Source organism: Planococcus maritimus (genome assembly GCF_001687625.2).
In the GTDB taxonomy this organism is placed as follows: domain Bacteria; phylum Bacillota; class Bacilli; order Bacillales_A; family Planococcaceae; genus Planococcus; species Planococcus maritimus.
On sequence record NZ_CP016538.2, the window covers coordinates 3223649 to 3244290 of the forward strand.

Below are 20642 nucleotides of genomic sequence, written 5' to 3' on the forward strand. Positions count from 1 at the left end.
GATTTCCCCCCTCCCCCAAAGTCTACTTTATTAAATGAAAAACGGGATAAAGATGCTGGCCAATAACAAGATCAATGCGCCACCGAGGCGGGAAGAAATCTGCGCAAATGGCATCAATTCCATGCGTCTTGCCGCAGACAGTACCGCAACATCACCGGTTCCGCCCATATTCGCCATACATAATCCTGCCGTGATGGCTGCTTCGATTGGATAAAAGCCCATGAATTTCCCGACGACTCCTGCTCCCACAACAGCCCCGAGAACGACAGCCAAGACAATGAGCACATACTCAATGCTCAAGGCATTCAGCACGGCTTCGAGATCTGTATAGGCTACCCCAATGCCCACTAGCAAGGCATTAGTCCAGTTGCGCGCCACGAACTCATACCACTGGCTCGCGCCTTCTACGATGATTTCTGGCATGACGTTCGCAACTTTGAGAGCTGCCACTAAAATGATCATGATGGCATAAGGGTGCAATGGAATAAAATCGCCCAATAGATTGCCTAAAATATAAAACGATACAGCCGCCAAGACGCCGATGCCCATTTTCGCCAAATCGTAACTCGGCGTTTCTTTTTTCTCGTAATGGAAATTGCGTATCAATTGGCCATTACCCGTCAAGCTCGGATATTTATTGCCGATCAAGTTCAATACGCTCGCCAAGATGATGGCGAAGACATTCCCGAGCGCCAAGGCCGGAACGAGTATCGATAAATAATAGCCCGGTTCATTGCCGAGCATTTCCGAATACACTTGAGACATCGGCACAGCGCCTGCACCCATGCCGCCGCCCATGATCGGCATGGCGATGACAAGCACCGCTTCTTGAACACTAAACCCTAATACCATGCCGACTAAGGCAGCCAGACCAACCGCTCCTGCAACCGCAGCGAGTAATGGCAACGCATAGCGGACGCCTGCTTTTACCAAGATCTTCGATTCCATCCCTAAAATACTGCCTGTAATCAAAGCCGCAATATAGAAGTTGAGAAAGTCTCCGTCTTTCATGAATTCCGTAATCCCCGCCGTCGTGCTTTCGGGCATAAGACCACTATAGACCATATAAGCAGACCCGAAAATAGCGACAATCGCACCGCCTCCAAGGAACGTGCGAACGATTGGCATATGATTACCGAACCAGCCCAGTAATTCCCCGAGCACCATCGTAATGAGCAATGCGCCGATCATGCCAGCTGGCAAATTTTCAGTATACATCGCATAAAGTGCGATTGCGGCGAAAACCCCAAACCACAGAATCGGCATATTGAAAATCGTGAATTTGTCTTTCAAATTTCGAGCCGGCAGCTGCGGCGGGATCTTATTCGTTTCCTTCATTCTTGGACACCTCTTTTTTTTGAGCTTGCGCCACTTTCAGGTAAGCGCTTTCAATGTATTTCATATTTTAGACAAATTTCAGACAACTTCTAGCTTATGAAAGTATTGGTTTTATTGTAATTAAAAAAAGCAGCCGCATTGGCTGCTTTTTTAGTAGAAATCGTGCTTTCCGAAGCTTATTGCTCGCTTTCCGTGGGGCGGGAATCGAGCCTCCTCGTCACTTCGTTCCTGCGGGGTCTCTCAAACCCGCTAGTCCCACTGGAGTCGAGCAAACGCTTCTCCAAACACTCAGACATCTCACTGAACTTCTTTAATGAATTAATGTTTTCCAAAGCTCCATCCTCACTTTCAAAGATAAGGATCAAGACGATTAGCGTTTTCCGAGACTAAACGGTATTGATAGATGGGCCGGCCGACGCCGTAGGTCAAGTCTTCCTGCAAATAGCCGATGGCACTGAGGAATTTCAGGTATTTCCGTACGGAGACCCTGGAAATATGGGCTGACTGCGCCAATTCATCTGTCGAAAATACCCCACCTTCATTTGCCAAGATCACTTTTTGAATGGTTTGCAAGGTCGCTTTTGTTAGTCCTTTCGGCAACGATTGGACAGTCGTTGCCGCCGAAGCCGGTTGCTGTTTTCTGCCGAGCAGGCTGTCGATCTCCTGCTGGCTAATTTGTTTATTGTCATGCAGTTTATGGAAATTGTCTTGGTATTGCAGGAGTGCTTCCTGGAAGCGGCTGAACTCGAAGGGCTTGATTAAATAATCGGAAGCCCCGAGCCTTAAGGCGTGCTGGATTTGCCGAATTTCAGAGGCCGCCGTGATCAAGATGACGTCGAGATCCAGCTGTTGTTCGCGGAGCATTTGCAAAAATTCGATACCAGTCAGGCCGGGCATATGGATGTCGAGCAGCACCAAATCGATGTCTGATTCAGCCAGGATCGCGATGGCATGCTGGGCGTTTTCGGCAGCACCGATCACCTCGAAACCTTCCATCCGCCCGACGAATTGCTGGTTCAAGGCAGCAACCATCGGGTCATCTTCTACTATCATTACTTTAATCATCGGTTTCACCCCTTGCTTCATACGGTAACACCAACTCAAACGTCGTGCCTTCGTTTTCCTCGGAAGCCACTTCAATTGAGCCTTCGAGTTTATCTACGCTGTTTTTCACTAAATGCAACCCAAATCCGCGGTGGTAGCCCTCTTTACTAGAGACGCCCTTTTCGAACATCGTTTCCTGCAATTCTGTGTCAATGCCGGTTCCTGTATCGCTGATCGTGATCGTCAGTAATTCATCGATATAAGAAAAAGTGGCGTGCACCTGTTTATGTTCAGTCGCTTGGACATTGTCGATTGCGTTGTCGATCACATTGCCGATAATCGTAATTAGCTCGTGTGTGACCGCGGGATCGTCTGGTTTCGGGATATCGGTCTCGCAGCTGATTGAAAGATTAACTTGCGCTTCTCTCGCGAAACTGATTTTCCCGAGGATAAAGCCTGCCAACACCGGATCTTTGATGGAGCGCGTCACATTTCCGACTTCCACAGCCTGATGTTGGACCAATTTTGCGATAAATTGCGACACTTGCTCGTATTGTTCCATTTTGATCAAGCCCAGCAAGACATGCAGTTGATTCATAAATTCGTGCGATTGCGCTCGCAAAGTTTCCGCATACATCTCGACACCGGTCAGCTGTTCGGCTAGCACATCGATTTCCGTCTTGTCCCGGAATGTCACCATCGCACCGATCACTTGGCCATTCACTAGTAACGGCACTTGATTCGATAAAATCGACATTCCATTAAGCTCCTGCTCCTCATCCAAAACGGTGCGTTTTTCAACCAGCACATGGCTCGTCACAAGGCCTGGCAGAAATTCATGGATATCCTTTCCAATCGGTTCACGGCCTTTGAATCCTGCTTTTTCGAACAGCTCTCTCGCCGACCGGTTGGCAAGCATGATGCGTGCATGTTGATCGATTGCGATAACGCCTTCATAAACGGAATGAAGCATTTGGTTGCGCTCTTCGTGAATGCGCGCAATTTCTGGAGGCTCCAATCCAAATAGGCTCTTTTTAATATAACGCGCCAAAAACAAGGCGCCGAGAATCCCGAACAATAATCCGATCAATGAGCCAATCCACAAGGTTCGTTGGTTTTGCTCAATCGCTGCTTCTACTTCCTCTAAGGAAATACCGACCGCGACTGCGCCGATTTGATTATCGCTTTCATCAAAAACCGGTGTGAACGAACGGACCGATTGCCCGAGCGTCCCTTCCGCACGCGATGTATATTCTTCGCCTGCTATCACACGTTGTTCATCGCCTCCGGCAAACGCCTTGCCAACATTGTCCGGATTCGGATGCGATTTGCGGATACCGTCCATATCCATGACCACCACGAACAATACATCGGCTGCTTGTTGCACAGCCAGCGCGTAATCCTGGATATTTGCTTCCGCCGTTTCTTCCTCTAAGCCTTCTTGAATGACTTCTGACTCTGCCGCTGTCCGGGAAATGCTGATGGCTTTCCCTTCCAGTTGTCGTTCGATCCGATCGCCTGATGTATCGGCCACTAGTAGATTAGTGATTACCAGTGACATTAATACCACTAATAACACAAACAGGATAATAATCGTATTCAATTTAAATCGTGATAAAAACGCCATGTGGCACCTCATTTTTTACTGCAGAAAAGTTCGTCTAATCAGTTGTATCTACTATAAGTCATAATTTCCATAAAGAAAATCACTGGAATGAACTAAAAAAGCAGCTACAAATGTATGCAGCTGCTTGGCTTGTTAATAATTCACGTCGCAATCCCAACAGACTTCTTGTCATAAGCTGGATCTTTCAGCGCCTTCAAAATAAAATGCGCCACGTCCGCACGTGGAATGGTTCTTGATTTCCCTGGTACACCTGTTTCTGCTTCCCGGTACTTTCCGCTAAAGGAATCATTGGTCAAGCCCATCGGCCGGACGATCGTATAATTCAGCCCTGCTTCTTCAATCGCATCAACAGCGGCGCGGTGATCGATCAGCACTTGCTTTAATACGCCCATCATCACTTTCCCGCCAATGCCTGGGAGTTCATCGTTAATGCCCGCAGATGCCGTGTAGACGATGCGCTTGACGCCATGCTGTTGCATGCCGGCCACAATGTTTTTCGCCATCGTTCGCAGGTCGTCTGATTTTTTCATACCTTGATTCGAACCTAAGCAAGACACCACTGCGTCATGTCCGGCAATCGCTGCGGCGACTTGTTCCACGTGGAACGCATCTCCTTGGACCACTGTTAAGTTCTCCCCCGTCACTTTTAATTTATCAGGAGTTCTCACGAACGCTGTCACATCAAAGCCTTGCTCCATAGCTTGTTGGACGACCAAACGGCCTACACCGCCCGTTGCCCCGAATACGATGATTTTCATCAGGCTTCACCTTGCTTTCTTAGGATTTTATTCAAGTTATAACTGCTCGGAAAGAGTCAAAACGATTCGACACGGTCCGAAATCACCTGAACCGCCTCTACGAATTCCGTGACGAATGCTTCTCTGTCCACACTATGCAGCACGTGGACGTTCGGCTCTTTTCCTGTCCGATTCGTATAATCCACAACGGTCGCACCCGCTGTCACACCTTCGAGCGAAGTTTCCACAAAGCAGTCCTGTCCTTCAAACATTTCCGGTTTCAACAAACACATGACCGCACAGACATCGTGGAAATGCAGCACCTGGTCGTAATTCTCCTCATGAAAAGGCGTTCTCTTGATAACATCCAAATAATACGTGATAAGGCCATACGCCTTATCGGCAAATTCCGTGCCGATATCCAACATGCCTTGCGCTTCTTCTAAGGTTACGAATGCTTTATGGGTCACATCCAAGCCGCTCATGACGACTGGCACCCCTGAGCGAAAGACGATTTCGACCGCGTGCGGGTCGACATACGCATTAAATTCAGCGGACGGCGACATATTGCCGCCCACTGCCGCTCCGCCCATCCACGAAATGCGCTCGATTTTCGGCTTGACTTCCGGATGCGCCAAGAGCAAGGCCGCCACATTCGTCAACGGGCCGGTCGCGACAATTGTCACTTTCTCTTCACTCGAAAGTAGAGTTTCCCGCATCGCGGCAACCGCCGGACGAGCACTTACTGGCAAAGTCGGTGGCGGAAACTCGATATTTCCGAAACCACTTTCCCCGTGAATCTCTTCTGCCATCTCGAGTTCGCGGAACATCGGCTGCTCCAAACCGCGTGCCACTTCCACATCCGCCCCGATATAACTCAAGAACGTGCGTGCATTGTAATTCGTCTTGTCCTGTGAAATATTCCCCGAACACGTTGTCACTAAGCGCACATCCAATTTGTCCTCATGCGCAAACGCCAAGGTCAGCATCATCGCATCGTCAATCCCCGGGTCTGTATCGATTATGATCGGCAATCTGGCCATCCCTCAAAACCACCTTTTCTTCTCTAATAATGTTCAGTTTACGCTAGTCGGGGCGCGGAGTGAACTATTAGCCCCGGACCCCAAAAGCCACCACAGTCAGGGACGGTGATGGCTTTGCTGGTATGTATTAATAAAATTCGATGATTACTTCTTCATACGCAGGAGTTTTAAGAAGTGCAGTTAAAATCTCTTCTGTATTTTTGTCTGCTTCTTCTAAAAATCCTTGCTCGATTTTCTCTTTTTCACGTTTTTCTGATTCAGCATTTATATCTTCTACAAATTTTTGAGAAGGATAATCAGAGAATAAATCGTCTTTTACATCTCTTATTTCCATATTTTCTATATCAGCTACGTTTTCAAGGATCACTGCTTTTGGAACTCTAACTACCAATTCCTTTGTGTTCTCATTGTATGAAGTTTCAATTTCCGAGGCTTTTGATCCCGCTTTAATATACCCATCGTATTTGATTAATCTTATTGCTTCTGCAAATTTTATATCAGACATACCTGGCAAAGAAATGTTTTTATCGGTCTCGCTGATTATGACATTGCTATATTCATATTCAAGTGATGCCAATTCTGCAATCTTTACTATTTGATCTTTTACCAAGGAGGCATCGGAACTACTGTTGTTGGTAACCTTGAAGAGATCCATTTGAGCAAATGCAAATAAAGCTCCCGCTATTAAAATCAGGGCCACCAATACGCCCGCTGCAAACTTTTTCATCGTTTCATTCCCCCGTTATGTCTCTACTTAACTGCTTTCCTATTGATAGCCCGTTGCCACAACTTGCTTACACGTATTGAAAAATGAGTTCGCCTTCTTCTGTTCCCGCCGGCGCAAACGCCAATTTTTCGAGCAACTGAATGGAAGCGAGGTTTTGCGGAGAAGTTCCCGCTAAAATTTTGAGCCCCGGATACGATTGCTGGATCCACTGAATCATTGCCTGGACCGTTTCAAACGCATAGCCTCGTCGTTTAACAGCTGGATGGATGGTATAGCCAATCCAACAGGCATCCGCTTCCTTTTTAATAAACACATCCCCAAGTAAGGAGTCGTCGGCTTTATGGATAATGGCTAATTGGGCACCCTTTTCCACCGAGGGTTCTCTCACTAAAATTTCTTTATATTCTTCTCGAGTCAACCCTTTAAAATATTGAAATTCCATCCATTCGGGATTATTGCGGTATGTAATAAAAGCATCCAAATCGCTTTCAAGAAAAGGCCTGATGTAACACCTATCCGACTCAAATACAGCTTGCCTTTGATTGTCTTTCTCCATCTTTTGCGTTCCTCCTCGTGGGCTTCCACCGCTTATGAGCGCGCTTGTATCTCTTTGATGCTTTTGCCATCCAAGAATGCATGACCCGTCTGCATATTCAAGACGGTCTCGAATCCAGCGCGGGCATACACTTTTTCGACCCGTTCGTTAATGGGATGCACCCACAATTTTTCTAGCTCCATCGCTTGTGCTTCCTTTTGTATATATTCGAGCAACGCGCCGATTAACCCTTTTCCCCTGTACGCCTCAATGGTTGCGACACTTTCAACTCTCCCCTGGCTGCCGTGGACAAACAAGCAGGCAGAAGAACACGGGACGCCATCATATTTCAACACGTAATGGCGGTAGCGCGGATCATTGAATTCCGTCTCAAACGCTTTTTCGCGCACCGCTTTCCCGCCGAACTCTTCAATTTGGCATTCTACCGCCAACGCTTCTTCGTAATTGCGTTCGGTCACTCTTTCAATGGCAATGTGTTCATTGTACGGAATCGGAGTCAGTTGCTGGTTCCACAACTGAATCGGCTGTGAAAACTGTTCGATCTGAAACCCGCTTTCTTTCAATGTCCCGATAAAGGAGGTCAAAGACTCGATATTTCCCAAATAAAACCGGGGCGTGATTCCTGAGGCCCGGTAAAACGAAACGACTTCGCTAATGATTTTGTCAGGCTCATCCGGCGACCTGTTCACATAAGCGTGGTTGGCATCATAATAATCCGGCTGCTCGGGATTGCTGAACAACGCGCCCCAAGGCCGGTCGTGCTTGGTGGAGAAAGACTGCAATAACGCAAAGTCCAGCTCCTCTATCTGCTTTTCCAACTCCATGCCTTCTCCCCCTTTTTCGTTTTCATTCCCGTCTAAGTGATGGGTATCTAAATTTCCTCTAGCGAAGCGATTGCTATATACTGATTATACAGAATTTACTATGATATTTGGAGGAGATCAGATGATGTTCGAAGACAAAGTGGTCATTGTAAATGGTGGAACGGATGGAATTGGCAAGGAAGTAGTTCGGTTCTTTTGCAAAGAAGGCGCTAGCGTTCACTTTACGGGAAGAGACAGTGACAAAGGCGCACAAGTTGAGAGTGACTGCGACGGAAACGCTCACTTTCACCAAGTCGATAACAAAAATCCGGAAGAAATCGAAAACTTTTTTAACACACTTGAAACTGAAGGACAGACAATCGATATTCTCTTCAACAACGCCGGCGTTCTGTCTACCGGAATGGGACCCTTGTCTCGCGTAAAGCTAGATGACTGGAATCAGTTGATTGCCGTCAATCAAACAGCAATTTTCCTTTACATGAAATATGCGTTAGCCGTGATGGGCAAGCAAAAACATGGCGTCGTGATCAATAATGCCGCGATCCTTGGAAACGATAAAGTCAATCCGATGCTGCCAGCCTATAGCGGCACTAAAGCAGCGGTTGTTGCGATGACACAAAGCTCGGCCCTGCGATTTGCCAATCAAGGCATCCGCGTCAACTGCATCTCCCCCGGCCCAACAGAAACCGACCTGGCCATCAAAGCCTATGGCGGAAAAGAAAATTATGACAAGCAATCACAGGGTCATCCTAGAGGGAGTTACGGAAAAACGAGCGAGATCGCAGAAGTCGTGCTGTTCTTAGCCTCAGACAAGGCGTCTTATATAAACGGTGCGGAAATTGTTGTAGATGGTGGGTACTCGTTAAAATAAATAGACTTAGGAAACAAGATAAGATTAGTTTAACCATTTGATGTAGAGCTATATTTTGCTGTCGGATGAAGCAAATTTATTTTTTACAGCCTTCCACAAGTAGCGCTTGATTAATTCAACAAAGCAAAAAGGTTCATTCTTCTCATTAAAAGAAGAATGAACCTTCAAAGTGTTGAAGAACTCTGATAGACAGATATTAAATTGAAAGCTAACGATCTTTTCGACATTCAAAAATCAATGACCTATTTAAGTATTTGGAGAAGCGTTTGCTCGACTCCTGTGGGACTAGCGGGTTTGAGAGACCCCGCAGGAACGCAGTGACGAGGAGGCTCGATTCCCGCCCCACGGAAAGCGAGCAATAAGCTTCGGAAAATACAACTACTTTACTTTCTCGACAAGCTAAAGGAAAATACATCCGCCTCAGGATTCTATTATAAGAAGGAAAAGGCAGGTGTTTTCTAAAATCTAATTGTAATACAGGTTCTCAGTTGGATATACCGGATCATTGGTGATGTCGATTCCAAGCTTCTTAAAGGTCTGTTCGTTTTCTCTATTCAATATAACCGTAGAGTGAGCCTGGGTGTCTTTTAAATGTGGCAATTGCTTATAAGCCAGCTCTGAAGTAGGATTGGTGACCGCACTGATTGCCAGTGCAATGAGCACTTCATTGGCACTCAATGTCGGGACGCGGCTATTCAAATCATCAGTTTTCAACCGTTGAATCGTTTGTAAAATCACCGGCGATAACAAATCAATTTCATCGGAAATATTGGTCAATCTCTTCAACCCATTGAGAATCGCGGCTGCCGAAGCATCCATCAAAGTGGTCGTTCGACCGGTGATCATCTCGCCATTCGGCAGTTCTATCGCAATTACGGCTTGTAAATTCGTGCTATCAATTTGCGCTTGGACTTCTTTCGCATAATTACGCGCCGGCAATACAGGTGCCCGATCCTCTTTCTTCAAACCGGTCTCTTCTAGAATCACTTGCATGTGGCGTACACTGTCTTCATCGGCAAGCCCTTTTTTATAATCGTTCTCTACGACGAAACCGCGCCGAATGATTTCCTGCTTGGCAGATTCCTGGACAACCTGATCGTCAGTGATACCCGATTTCAGGCGATTAACCCCCATATCAGTCGGTGAGCTGTAAACAGACTCTTTGCCGGTAATCCTTTCAATAATCCGTTTGATGACAGGAAATGTCTCAATATCACGATTGTAATTGACCGCTACTTTCTCATACGCTTCATAATGATAATTATCAATCATATTTACGTCTTTTAAATCGACGGTAGCCGCTTCATAAGCGATGTTTACTGGGTGCTTTAACGGCAAGTTCCAAACCGGAAAAGTCTCAAACTTGGCATAGCCAACTTCATTTCCAAGTCTATTCTCGTGGTACATTTGGTTAAGGCAGGTGGCAAGCTTTCCGCTTCCTGGGCCAGGGCCCGTTACCACTACGATTGGTTTTGTCGTTTTAATATAAGGATTCGTCGCAAATCCTTCTTCCCCAAGGACTGCCTCCACGTTTGCCGGATAACCTTCGATTTCGCGGTGAATACTGACGTTAATTCCACTTCTCTCAAGCTTAGTCATAAATACTTTGACTGTTGGCTGCCCCTGGTAACGGGTGATCAAGACACTGTTAACAGAAATGCCGTATGCCCGGTATTCATCGATTAAGCGCAGGACATCTTGGTCATAAGTGATGCCGTAATCTTCCCGAACTTTGTTTCGTTCGATGTCTCCAGCATAGACACAGATAATGATTTCCGCCTTTTCTTTCAGTGTATGCAATAGTTTGATTTTGGCATCTTCATCAAATCCAGGCAACACGCGCTTGGCATGTTTGTCGCCTATCAATTTTCCGCCAAATTCCAAGTAGAGTTTATCGTACTGCTGCACCCGCTCCAGGATGTAGGCTGATTGTTCCTGTAAATATTTCTCCGAATCAAATCCAATTTTTTTCATTAAGTTCAGTCCCACCTTCTATACTTCAAGCTCTCTTAACCCGAGTGATAAAACGCCTTAAGAGATACTTCCAAATAAAAATCCATTCTTTATCATTATAAATTTTTGAAAAAAAGTAAATCGGTCTAATTGTTTCATTTACTTATGATATGGTTCTCCGCAATATAACTAAGTGCAGTATGAAAATTATTTTGAATCTCTAAATTCTATTCTTACTAAAGGTGTTTGATGTTCATATACTATTTTCCACCTATCTACTAAGCTTCTATTAAATGCTTCCGGCGTTTTACTTAGAAACAACAATTTAAAAAGTTCTGTTAAATCAAGAATATGTAATAATCCTGATTCTTCCGCTCCAAACCCTATGATATCTTGATAAAGCTTATCCCAATCTAGCTCATGACGCATTTCTGAAATCAAAACTATACAATGATTGGGTATATTATTATTTAATGTTAAATCAATTAAATCATTTTCTGAAGTATATACTTTTTGCTTTGTATTTACTGATTTTACAGCACCCCTTAATTGGTTAATTGCTTTATCTATATTCTTATGAATATTTGTTATAAGCCTTTTTGAACTTAATTCTTTTTCTCTATTCAATACCTGTGAAACTTTGGATTCGATAAAAATTAAATGACTTTCTTTAAATGCTAATATATCAGTTAATTCCCTCATTTTATCTTTTTTTATAATTTGAGGAGAATGATGACAAGTTTCATGATAATACGAATTTAACAATGAATGAATAGATAATTCTAAGCCTTGTCCTTCATCCGATTGAGACAAGATAGTTTCTCCTACATCAAGGTCAATAACTTTTGTAGGTCCGCTAGGAATAAATTTTGTTTTAACAATAATTAATTCGATAGGGAGTTTTGTATTGCCAGAAAATAATTCTTCCATATATGTAATAAATCTATTCTCAGTCTCTATTTTCTCTTTAACATTAAAGTTCGTTTCAATAGAGAATAATAATTCTTTATCTATTTCTTTATTTTTTTCTAGTAAAGTAAGTTTGCCAGATAGTACATTTCTTGTTAATTCATCAAAAAGATATAGCTTATTCTCTAATTGTTGGAATGCTTTATAAATGGCTTGAAGCTCTTCTGTATTATTAACTGTATGAAAAATCATAAATGGATGTTCTTTATCATCAGCTATTTCCATGCCAACTGTAAGCCGTTTTGAATTACTAGGCTCGATTCTCTCTAAACTCAAATATAGTTTAATATTACATCCCTCATATATTGCTTTAATTATATTTGACGGAAGTTTAGCTACAAAAGGAACTGTTTGATCAAAAATTTCTTGAAAAAAAAGACCACCACTCTCATTAATCATTTTCTCTTGCATATTAAATGAAGGTATATATATCAAAGTAATCACCCATTTAAATTATTTTTAAATCACCAAATCTCGCTTACTCATAAAGCTCTTCTCCCACTACAGTTTGAGAGTTTTAAAAAAAGATTTATGAATAAATTGCAATTGGAATTACTAATATAGCAGGACTAGATATTCTTGAATTAATATTTGGAATTTCTAATTGTTCATCTGTTCCATTATTCATAGAATCTAACATTGTATCAAGAGCTTCTTGTTGAAATAACTTAAATCCCGTATTTCTAAATAAATTAATATCATCTGCATCATCAGACACAATCTTAACTACCTTTCCAAAGACTGTGTAGTTTCCATCAATAATTTCATTTGTATTTTTGTGAATAAAATAGTTTAAATACACCGGTAGAACAGCTTTCAGGCTCTCATTCTTATTAATGGTACAGATTAAATCAAAACTATCATTTTCTGTTAAACTATTTTTCATGCTTTTTATTTGTTTCAATATTTCTTGCTCATTATTCTTTTTCCCGCTCTTCTGAGGCGACTGAAATGTCATTGCTACCACCATCATTTGCTCAAAAGATTCTAAAAGCGAAATTAAAGGATTTCTTTCTAATTTGCTTTCAAATCTAACAAAACTACCATGTGATAATTTCTCTAAATCACTTGTGTCATTAACTTCCATTATCAAATCATTTTCTTCTAGATATGAAAATAGTTTTGCAAATAAAGAAGTTGGAGTATGAACTCTTTCCTCACTAGAAGTTTTTTCTTCTGTTGTACTTTTTTCTATACCCATAGCAGCCTTTATTTTAGTTTTTATTCCATACATTCCAAAGCCTGCTTCACCATCTACATTACTATTTGTACTTTTACCTTCTGTATTGGAAATATTCAAATTGTTGACTTGAGAAAATCCGTCTTCAATTACCGCTAACAAATCGAAGACAGCGTTTTGATTTAAATAAGTCGTTAATGGAAACACACTTCTTTTAATCATTTAATCTCTCCTTATCTAAAATTTAATATGGAATTATAAACTTTATTTCCACTAATATTTAACGTACTTTCTAATTATATTATAACAAAATATGGTATTTTATAGATGAGGAGGTGACAATAAATGAGTGATTTAAAAAGACCCGGTACAGATAATCAACCACCAGGAAAATACAAAGAAGTCGGTCCAAGAGGTGGTGAAGTAGTTAAACCTCGAATAGTTAAAATTGATAAGGGCGATCGACTTCCACCAACACAAGAAAAAGGACGTAAATGGGAAAAACAATAAAAAATAATAATTAAACCACCTAAAACGCTGAAAACTAACGTTCTTGGTGGTTCTTTTTATAAACCTCATTTACTTATGATACGGTTCTCCGTACTGTATCTAAATGAGGTCTTATTCTACTTTAAGACCAAAAGAGCTTAGTCAAATGACTAAGCTCTTTTGCGAGATTGCGTTACTAAATAAGTCTACTAGCTCTTCACAGAACTAATCTGTCCTTGCTTAATTCGATTTTAAGCCGAACAAAGACACCGCAAGTTCACAATAATCATAACTTAATAATAGATAATTCGAAATTTTTTAGTTTAAACATTATTGGTAAATTGCTTCATTTCTAGTCTTCTTTAAATTCCAACCTCTTCATCAGTCAATAGATTTTCTTGCTCATTTACAATCCATTTTAAATCTGACAAATTTGCTTTTATTTTATTTAAGTCTGCTAATTTATCTATAAAAAACTGTTCTATAGCTTCAATATGATCTTTTTCGGCAAGGAACTGAATAAGTGATTTACTTGTATAAAGCAAGAACCAGTCATTTTGATCTTCTGGACGTTGGAAGATCCAACCATAATTTGTTTTTTCAAATTCTCCAAAAGCATTCATCAACTCAGCTTTATATTCACTATTTGCGTGAACTTCGATAAAAACTGCAACTTCCGGATAATCACTTTCTTCAAATGTGAAACCACAGCCGATAAATTTCCAATCACTTTGATCATTCTTAATTACATATCGATTGTTATCGCGAAGTTCAATTGCCCGGTTTCCCCAGGGTTTTGGTTTGCCGAAAAAGTTTATAAAAGCATGACTTGTTTTTCCATTCAAACATTGGTCTAACATTGATATTGTCTTTCCTAGGTTCTGAACAGAATAAACATCTTGCGGTAAAAAAGTTCTTGATTTATTCAATTCTATCTCCTCCATATACTTTAAAATTTGTTTGCAGTATAAATCAGCTTTATAGTTTTTTTGAAGCCAAGTGAATACTTGAAACCACTGCAGCTGACAGAACGGAGTAGAGGATTTTTCTATCTGCTTAGGATCGAAATATTTTGTGATATAAAAAAGGTGTGTAGAGAAGCCCGCTTTTTTGCTTTGCTGAAGGTGTTCTTGGTAACGTTGCAATTGTAAATGTCCTTCTCCACTACTAAGCTTGTTTTCAATAAAAACCAGCTTACGGATTCCACCTTGCCTAAAGGTGATAACTATATCAGGTCTGCTGTCTGTAGAATGTGTGATTAACTTCGTGTATGTTTTTTGAGTGTGTACTTTAATGTCATGGATATCAATCAGATCGATACTTGCAAATTCTTTGAAGAAACTAATCAATATATTTTTCTGCTCAAAAAGCGGTGCAATAATTTCAGTTAGATAGTCCTCATATGGATTAGCTGCTGTACTTCGCAATAAATTAGAAATTTTTGTAAATGAAGAAGACATTTTACTCCGCCGCTCTTATATATTTTTAGAACCTTAAGCATTAAACCTAAATTTATACTTTGCTTTTGCAGAATACATTATTAGATAGATGATGTATAAGAAACGCTTCTTCCCCCCTAGAAAACTAACGAGGTTTCGTATTCTTCAAGATATCTGTATATTCTTTAAATACTAATCACTGTCGTCGATCTTGCAATCTTTTCGCAATCTTTTCTTCGGAGTCATGCCATTGTGCTTCCCAGTTATAAGAATCTGCAATTTCTTTTATAACGGTACCCACATAAGGGTATTCAAAGAACAAACTTTCAGTCCATTTATTATATTTCGCTGCAAGTTTGCGCTCTCGTTCTCCCCCTTCCCCTCCCCAATAAAATCCTTGAGAATTATGAACCCCGATTAAGAACCCTCGGGCAATTTCTGTTGATGATATGTCTTCCATTACTTCACAAACTTCTGGACAAGGCCATATGCCATTCACACCTACTGGTGCCTTAGCTAAAAGTTTCCCTATGCACCGATCCCCAGCTTCTAAACGACCATATTTTCCGCACAATCTCCTGACTTCTGAGAGCCAGTTGGAAAGGATGGCTACATCAACCATTCCTTTAGTATCTGTACCGGGAATTTTCGAAATACTTTCTAGTAAAAGGTTGGCTGCATATGCTACTGCTGAATGCTTCTCGGGGTTTTCGACCTTCCACTCTAATAAGTCCTCTCTCTTATCCTGTCTGTTGTAAACAAGAGTAACCGCTTGAACAAATAAAAGTGGAGATTCAATAACTTGAGCTTCAAGATTAGGTATTCCATGCTTACTTTTATACAATATCTCTATAAATAGAAACTCAAGTTTCGCTATTTCATTCTGAGTAATTTCCACGCTTTTACTAAGTACTTCAAATGCTTTTGAAATTTGGTGTTTTTCAAGTTTGAAATCATTTAACGGTTCGGCATCAACTGTGGCAACATCGTGTAGTAGCAACTTCAGTCGAGATGTCTCCAGACTGTCAAGGTACCTTTGTGCAGCATGAAACGCAGCCCGAGGGCGCTGAGCCTCTAACAAACAATCAACTAATTTAATGAGCTCAGCTGAAGTATAAGAACCTCCGAATGGAAGTACCGTTTGCCAATAAAATCTATAAATTTCTTTGTTATCGTCTTCAATAAGTCTCCAAGTAGATTCGTTAAATGGTGCACATATAAATAATTTTTTTCGCGCTTCATCAGTCAAATCCTTAGCTGTTGCTTTTAAGATTTCTATACGTAAATCTTCCTCAATAGAATAAATAAATCCTTTTAAACACTGTTCTGTCTTGCTTTTAAGCTCGTCATTAATTGATAGACATTGTTCAATAAAATCTACTCTTTGCTTAAATTCAGGAATACATAACGTTATATAACGACCAATTACTTCAGGAGCATTACTACCATCCATTAATTCTTTAATTCCCTCAAAACTAAAATCATTCCATATTTCGATTACCGCTTTCATCCGTAGACTATCGATTCTCGCCTCATATTGTTGAAAATCAAAATGATTATCTTCTATTTCCTCAGGTGACTCATTTACCCATTGTTCAGTGAACAGCCAACTATAATTGACTATTGGATTTTGAATTCGGAGGTTATCATAAGCTATACGAGCACGATTATGAGTTACCTCCTTAAGCTCTTGATGATTGCTTTCTCGAATAAAAGCAAATTGCCGAATACGCTCGCGTAACAATGCTTTAGAGACTTCAGTAGCATCCTTAGACCATTGATCGATTAAATCCCAAATTCTGTTTTGATCTTCCTCGAGCATGCTTTGCAAATATTTAACTAAGTCGCTCAGTGTTTCTTCATCATGAGCTGGCCAATTAATTAGTAAATCTAGTGCATACCGTTTGAATTCGAAATACTCTCTATATGTTACAACCTGTCCAGCTCCTGATGCTTCGTTACGCCAATGAGGTCTGTGACTATAATGTCCAATTTCAGAACCAGGTTTAATCTGATCGATGGCAATATCCCAACTGATATCTGGATAGCGCTCAGTTAGTTTCTCCAACACCTTACATCGCTGTTCTAGGGTGGCTCCTGTTTGTGGCATCCAGGATCTGAAAATAGCTTTAAGACTTGTCTCGGGTGTATTAACCCAATTGTCGTCGATTTTCGATTGAGATAGGCGTGCCAGAATTAATGATACTTGCAACAGGTTTTGAGGCTTCCAAGCTAGATATTCCAGTCCCCAAAGAAGTCCAGTGCGGGACGGTGTTCTTCCAAACAAACTATTGTCTACTGGTTTAAGGAGATTCAACACAATAGGATTTTCGTAACGCAAGTCATTTCTAATAATCTTTAAAAATTCACTTGGAGCAGCTTCAGCGAATAGAGGAAGATCTCGTTCGTGAGAAATCAATTTCTCAAGTGTTAATGGTGTTAAAAGTTTCCTTACTAGTATTGCAACTCGACTTTCAACTTCAACACCTAGACGGCTATAAAACAAATCACTTCCATAAACCGCCAAAATAACTAGGGTCTCGCAAATACCTTTGCGTAAAGCATCAGAGTGATTACGTGTCTTGTCATAAAGAGCAGCAGCCCATCTATCTTTTTCTGGTAATTCAAGTGCCGGATCAGATTCTGAGAGTACATATTCTGCTGCTGAAAAAAATTGTTCTAAGTCCTTTGCCGTTACCAATCTCTCAACCGCAAAAAGTACATCTATTTTTGAAACTACACCTCTAAAGCGACCGACAGACCATACTGGACTGTCATCAAATCTAAGAAAACGAGCTAATTCGATTTCGATTTCCTCATAATTGCAATTTGCTACTTTAGAAATAACCTCACGATCTGCTTCTTTCTCCGATTGCCACGCACCGATTAACGCCATCGGTATTAAATTTTTTGCTGCTTTATCCTCTCCAGCCCATATCGGTTTTCTAATCGCCGCATTTTTAGAGAGACGCCGACGAAGAATTGTAGGTGATTGTCCTGACTCTCTTGCAAGTCTAGGCACTTCTTCTTCTTCGACTCCCATGGAAATGAGTGCATTCTTAAAAGAGGGATAGTTGAGGATATCAAGCCTAACATCAGCTTCCACATCAACTGCATTACGTGGTCGAATAATAATACAATGAAGTCGAAGATGGGCATTTAAAATCTCGCGCTCAGTATCCTCAGAATGAATAATTGGGATAAAAGGTACCGTGGATTTAACAAGAGTACGGAGCGCTTCAGGAGATCTAAAAATTGTTGCCACATCTTTTAGATGTTGAAATTCTTCCTCTTCAAACAAACAAGAAAGAAAAGCAAGTGCTTCCCCCTTTGAGTCAGCGGCCACAACAAAAGGTCTACTAGGAGAATTGTTAATCCATTCTTTAAATAAATCTCTACTGGCAACAATTGAAGAAGTAAAAATAGCAGTCGTTAAAGGAGGATCGCTAGCATTTGACCACCGATCCCATACCATTTCTAGTGTTTCATAGCCGCTTATGGGTAAGTCCAGCTGTTCTGCGAACCATACTTGTGCTGGTATCGATTGCTCCAACCACTGTTCGAGATCACTTGCATCAAAAACTCTAACTGCTTTCCAGTCACTTTCCTCATTTTTTTGAGTCTCCCAAGTCTTGTTACCAGGCCAATTGCGAGGGGTAACAAATACGAAAGTGCTATTGGCCCTTACAGTAGGATCGACAGTAGTTAATCGTGCATTGTAATCCGCTTCAGCCTTACTATTTATCTTTTGATCAGTTCCGAATTCCCAATAAGACTCACCTTCAGGAATCCATGGGGTAGCGACTCCAGCTTTTACAAAACCATCGGAACCCTTCCTCTGCCCGTTATCATAACCCGGAAAATTGACGTGGGAGAGATTCCCGCCGGTTGAATGTACCAATTTCCGTAGTAATACTGGCAGAAGACTACGAGACTCAATTTGACTATTAGCCCATTGCTCAATTTGTCTGGCTTTAATAGTAAGGAAATGGGGGGAATGGGCATATTGCTGAGCTAAAGCTTCTTCATTTATTTGCGATGAAATGTTATTTTGAAGAGCACCGTCTCCAAGTTGAGTTGTTTTTTTAATTGACTTCAAAGTATTAACACCTCTTCATTGTTAGTATCGTCTAAAATATTTTTCGTTTTTTTAAAAGAACTATTTAGGGAAAAGGTGTGAAATGAAAGAGAGAACTCTTTACTTCAAGATTTTTTATGATCTGAATTTAAGTTTTGAAAGCCCATGGCACCTGCTGTGTCTGCCATTCTTTTTGATCAGAATGGTGCAAGTAATTTCCTTTGTAACCTATAATGTATAAAAGACCGAGCTCTAGATACAAAATTCCCGTTCGTCCTATGTTATATGAATCCATTACATTCATTTTTTCAAACACGGCATTTGGCGTTGGGTGTGTAAGGTGATTGCGGTATTGAGTAAAGAGAGTTGGGAAATCCCTTATATTTGTTTCTTGTAAACGAAGCGACGGTAGATTAGGTATATCTGTATTTAGCTGAATTACTTCGGCCATTTTTTTCATTCGCATATATGCTTTTGTTTTCTTTTTTTTGAATTCCTCTTCAGTCATCGGACTTTTAGGAAGCTGTGTAAGAATAAGCCACCAAACAGTTTCTAGTCCAACTTGTGCTGGAATTGCGGGCTGACCTACAAATGAAGTTTGGTTAGCTTCGCAAAGCCAGTGAATACTTCTCGCCAACGCAGTGTGAATGTATTGGTCCTTTATAGTCTTGTGTAGCTTTGGAAGAAGTTCATACAGTAAACCATGTTGGTCTCTTACCCAATTTGGTTTCTTCTCGTATCTGTCCATAAAAATCCGCTTATATTCCTCTGCTACCTTCTCACCCTCTTTATAACCAATAAGGATTGGAAAGCCGACCCTCCTCCCTGCACATAAACTAAATCCTAATCGAAGGGTTTCAATAATGGACTCTGCGTCTTCCTTCAAAAAGAGTATATTATTGGATTTTCTAATTTCAATAATATGCGTTAAGGCATAATCCCATTCATCTTCTGAATTTTTCACTATTTTCTTTGATTCTATGTCATATCCTCGTTGGATAGTTAACTCCCACTCTTCAATTGTTATGGTCATATGTGCGAAAGTTCTTAGGCTCCCATAATCTACTACAGATCCTCCACGCAGTTCAATGAAGTTAGAGACATGTAATTGCAAACAATCTATCATGAGCGGTTCTGAAAATGATGATATAAAGTTTGGAGTTGCACTAATGGTGGAATGTTGTTCCCAAAGGTTAAATACTCCACCTACATGTCCTGTCTGCGCGGTTAAGTTAGTCTCAGTTCTTAAAGTGGTTCCCTTATTCTTATTATTGATAAAATCAACTAATTCTGTCTGTTGACTTGCTATGGACCCTTCCAACTGAATGAAATTAGTGTGCCCGAATAACATGCGTATTTCTCCATCCGCCGAGATCGTTGACCCTTCCACCTCTAGAATGAACGGTCCTTTATAAATCGGTACCTCTCTCTTCCCAAAAAACGAACTAAATATTGGCTGCTTTCTTGTCATCTGCTTCTCTCCCTTCTTCAGATACAGATATAAACATTTTCACAAGAAATTATAAATGTGATATTAAAGAATAATTTAGTAGATTTAAAAAGCACGTCCTAACTCTATCTCCAGTATAATACTGATACATTTGTAGTTCTTCTTATTTTTCAGAACTTAATTTTTTCCTGTATTTTTAAATTTCTTTCAGTGATATAATATGTATTTTAAATATGATTACATCCATTTTATGGATGTAACAAAATATTGATAAAGCGTAACTCATTTGTTACACATTTTCAAAATAATGTGTTACA

16 protein-coding genes are annotated in these 20642 nt (G+C 40.9%); 2 read left to right on the top strand and 14 right to left on the bottom strand.

Annotated features, from left to right (window positions below):
* Positions 1-30: 30 nt before the first annotated feature.
* The 8 genes from BBI11_RS15940 to BBI11_RS15975 all read right to left on the bottom strand — a co-directional run bounded on the left by BBI11_RS15940 (position 31) and on the right by BBI11_RS15975 (position 7896).
* Positions 31-1338 carry a 2-hydroxycarboxylate transporter family protein gene (locus tag BBI11_RS15940; RefSeq protein WP_068459402.1) on the bottom strand — a complete coding sequence of 436 codons (1308 nt, stop codon included), beginning with the start codon at positions 1336-1338 and terminating at the stop codon, positions 31-33.
* Between the two features lie 348 nt (positions 1339-1686).
* Positions 1687-2403, bottom strand: coding sequence for a response regulator (locus BBI11_RS15945; RefSeq protein WP_068459405.1), 717 nt, complete (start codon positions 2401-2403; stop codon positions 1687-1689).
* Entirely contained in the window at positions 2396-4009 is a 1614-nt protein-coding gene (dcuS, locus tag BBI11_RS15950) for a DcuS/MalK family sensor histidine kinase (protein ID WP_068459406.1), read from the bottom strand. The genes BBI11_RS15945 and dcuS overlap by 8 nt, the downstream gene beginning before the upstream one ends.
* 140 nt (positions 4010-4149) lie before the next feature.
* A complete protein-coding gene (locus BBI11_RS15955) occupies positions 4150-4767 on the bottom strand; it encodes an NAD(P)-dependent oxidoreductase (RefSeq protein WP_068459408.1) in 618 nt (205 codons plus the stop codon).
* A 56-nt stretch (positions 4768-4823) separates the two neighbouring features.
* The gene (locus tag BBI11_RS15960) at positions 4824-5789 is read right to left on the bottom strand and encodes a nucleoside hydrolase (protein ID WP_068459410.1); all 966 of its coding nucleotides are present in this window, start codon (positions 5787-5789) and stop codon (positions 4824-4826) included.
* 127 nt (positions 5790-5916) lie between these two features.
* A complete protein-coding gene (locus tag BBI11_RS15965; RefSeq protein ID WP_068459412.1) occupies positions 5917-6516 on the bottom strand; it encodes a DUF4230 domain-containing protein in 600 nt (199 codons plus the stop codon).
* Between the two features lie 67 nt (positions 6517-6583).
* Entirely contained in the window at positions 6584-7072 is a 489-nt protein-coding gene (locus tag BBI11_RS15970; protein ID WP_068459415.1) for a GNAT family N-acetyltransferase, read from the bottom strand.
* A gap of 32 nt (positions 7073-7104) precedes the next feature.
* Positions 7105-7896, bottom strand: coding sequence for a GNAT family N-acetyltransferase (locus tag BBI11_RS15975; protein WP_068459417.1), 792 nt, complete (start codon positions 7894-7896; stop codon positions 7105-7107).
* 121 nt (positions 7897-8017) lie between these two features.
* On the opposite strand from BBI11_RS15975, the gene BBI11_RS15980 reads away from it, so the two are divergent.
* Positions 8018-8767, top strand: a complete 750-nt coding sequence (locus tag BBI11_RS15980; protein ID WP_068459419.1) for an SDR family NAD(P)-dependent oxidoreductase — start codon at positions 8018-8020, stop codon at positions 8765-8767.
* 465 nt (positions 8768-9232) lie between these two features.
* Here the strand turns inward: BBI11_RS15980 and BBI11_RS15985 are convergent, their stop codons facing one another.
* The 3 genes from BBI11_RS15985 to BBI11_RS15995 form a co-directional block, all read right to left on the bottom strand.
* Entirely contained in the window at positions 9233-10741 is a 1509-nt protein-coding gene (locus BBI11_RS15985; protein WP_068459421.1) for a DUF1846 domain-containing protein, read from the bottom strand.
* Positions 10742-10927: 186 nt separating this feature from the next.
* Positions 10928-12088 carry a hypothetical protein gene (locus tag BBI11_RS15990; protein ID WP_071348629.1) on the bottom strand — a complete coding sequence of 387 codons (1161 nt, stop codon included), beginning with the start codon at positions 12086-12088 and terminating at the stop codon, positions 10928-10930.
* A gap of 130 nt (positions 12089-12218) precedes the next feature.
* On the bottom strand, positions 12219-13091 hold the full coding sequence (locus BBI11_RS15995; protein WP_068459426.1) for a DUF6414 family protein: 873 nt from the start codon (positions 13089-13091) through the stop codon (positions 12219-12221).
* Positions 13092-13214: 123 nt separating this feature from the next.
* Between BBI11_RS15995 and BBI11_RS16000 the strand changes: the two genes are divergently transcribed.
* Positions 13215-13379, top strand: a complete 165-nt coding sequence (locus BBI11_RS16000; protein WP_068459428.1) for a YjzC family protein — start codon at positions 13215-13217, stop codon at positions 13377-13379.
* A 341-nt stretch (positions 13380-13720) separates the two neighbouring features.
* Here BBI11_RS16000 and BBI11_RS16005 read toward each other — a convergent pair whose 3' ends face one another.
* The 3 genes from BBI11_RS16005 to BBI11_RS16015 all read right to left on the bottom strand — a co-directional run bounded on the left by BBI11_RS16005 (position 13721) and on the right by BBI11_RS16015 (position 20346).
* The gene (locus tag BBI11_RS16005; protein ID WP_068459430.1) at positions 13721-14818 is read right to left on the bottom strand and encodes a PD-(D/E)XK nuclease family protein; all 1098 of its coding nucleotides are present in this window, start codon (positions 14816-14818) and stop codon (positions 13721-13723) included.
* A 175-nt stretch (positions 14819-14993) separates the two neighbouring features.
* A complete protein-coding gene (locus BBI11_RS16010; RefSeq protein ID WP_068459432.1) occupies positions 14994-18896 on the bottom strand; it encodes a hypothetical protein in 3903 nt (1300 codons plus the stop codon).
* 127 nt (positions 18897-19023) lie between these two features.
* Positions 19024-20346 (bottom strand): YopA family protein, encoded by a 1323-nt coding sequence (locus BBI11_RS16015; RefSeq protein ID WP_068459434.1) that lies wholly within the window; start codon positions 20344-20346, stop codon positions 19024-19026.
* Between the last annotated feature and the right edge of the window lie 296 nt (positions 20347-20642).

Excerpts from the sequence above, each read along its gene's own strand:
- BBI11_RS15995 (WP_068459426.1), bottom strand. The coding sequence starts at position 13,091 with ATGATTAAAAGAAGTGTGTTTCCATTAACGACTTATTTAAATCAAAAC.
- BBI11_RS15970 (WP_068459415.1), bottom strand. The coding sequence starts at position 7,072 with ATGGAGAAAGACAATCAAAGGCAAGCTGTATTTGAGTCGGATAGGTGT.
- BBI11_RS15940 (WP_068459402.1), bottom strand. The coding sequence starts at position 1,338 with ATGAAGGAAACGAATAAGATCCCGCCGCAGCTGCCGGCTCGAAATTTG.
- BBI11_RS15985 (WP_068459421.1), bottom strand. The coding sequence starts at position 10,741 with ATGAAAAAAATTGGATTTGATTCGGAGAAATATTTACAGGAACAATCA.
- BBI11_RS15945 (WP_068459405.1), bottom strand. The coding sequence starts at position 2,403 with ATGATTAAAGTAATGATAGTAGAAGATGACCCGATGGTTGCTGCCTTG.
- BBI11_RS16005 (WP_068459430.1), bottom strand. The coding sequence starts at position 14,818 with ATGTCTTCTTCATTTACAAAAATTTCTAATTTATTGCGAAGTACAGCA.
- BBI11_RS15980 (WP_068459419.1), top strand. The coding sequence starts at position 8,018 with ATGATGTTCGAAGACAAAGTGGTCATTGTAAATGGTGGAACGGATGGA.
- BBI11_RS16000 (WP_068459428.1), top strand. The coding sequence starts at position 13,215 with ATGAGTGATTTAAAAAGACCCGGTACAGATAATCAACCACCAGGAAAA.
- BBI11_RS16015 (WP_068459434.1), bottom strand. The coding sequence starts at position 20,346 with ATGACAAGAAAGCAGCCAATATTTAGTTCGTTTTTTGGGAAGAGAGAG.
- BBI11_RS15960 (WP_068459410.1), bottom strand. The coding sequence starts at position 5,789 with ATGGCCAGATTGCCGATCATAATCGATACAGACCCGGGGATTGACGAT.
- BBI11_RS15975 (WP_068459417.1), bottom strand. The coding sequence starts at position 7,896 with ATGGAGTTGGAAAAGCAGATAGAGGAGCTGGACTTTGCGTTATTGCAG.
- BBI11_RS15955 (WP_068459408.1), bottom strand. The coding sequence starts at position 4,767 with ATGAAAATCATCGTATTCGGGGCAACGGGCGGTGTAGGCCGTTTGGTC.
- BBI11_RS15990 (WP_071348629.1), bottom strand. The coding sequence starts at position 12,088 with ATGATTAATGAGAGTGGTGGTCTTTTTTTTCAAGAAATTTTTGATCAA.
- BBI11_RS15965 (WP_068459412.1), bottom strand. The coding sequence starts at position 6,516 with ATGAAAAAGTTTGCAGCGGGCGTATTGGTGGCCCTGATTTTAATAGCG.
- dcuS (WP_068459406.1), bottom strand. The coding sequence starts at position 4,009 with ATGGCGTTTTTATCACGATTTAAATTGAATACGATTATTATCCTGTTT.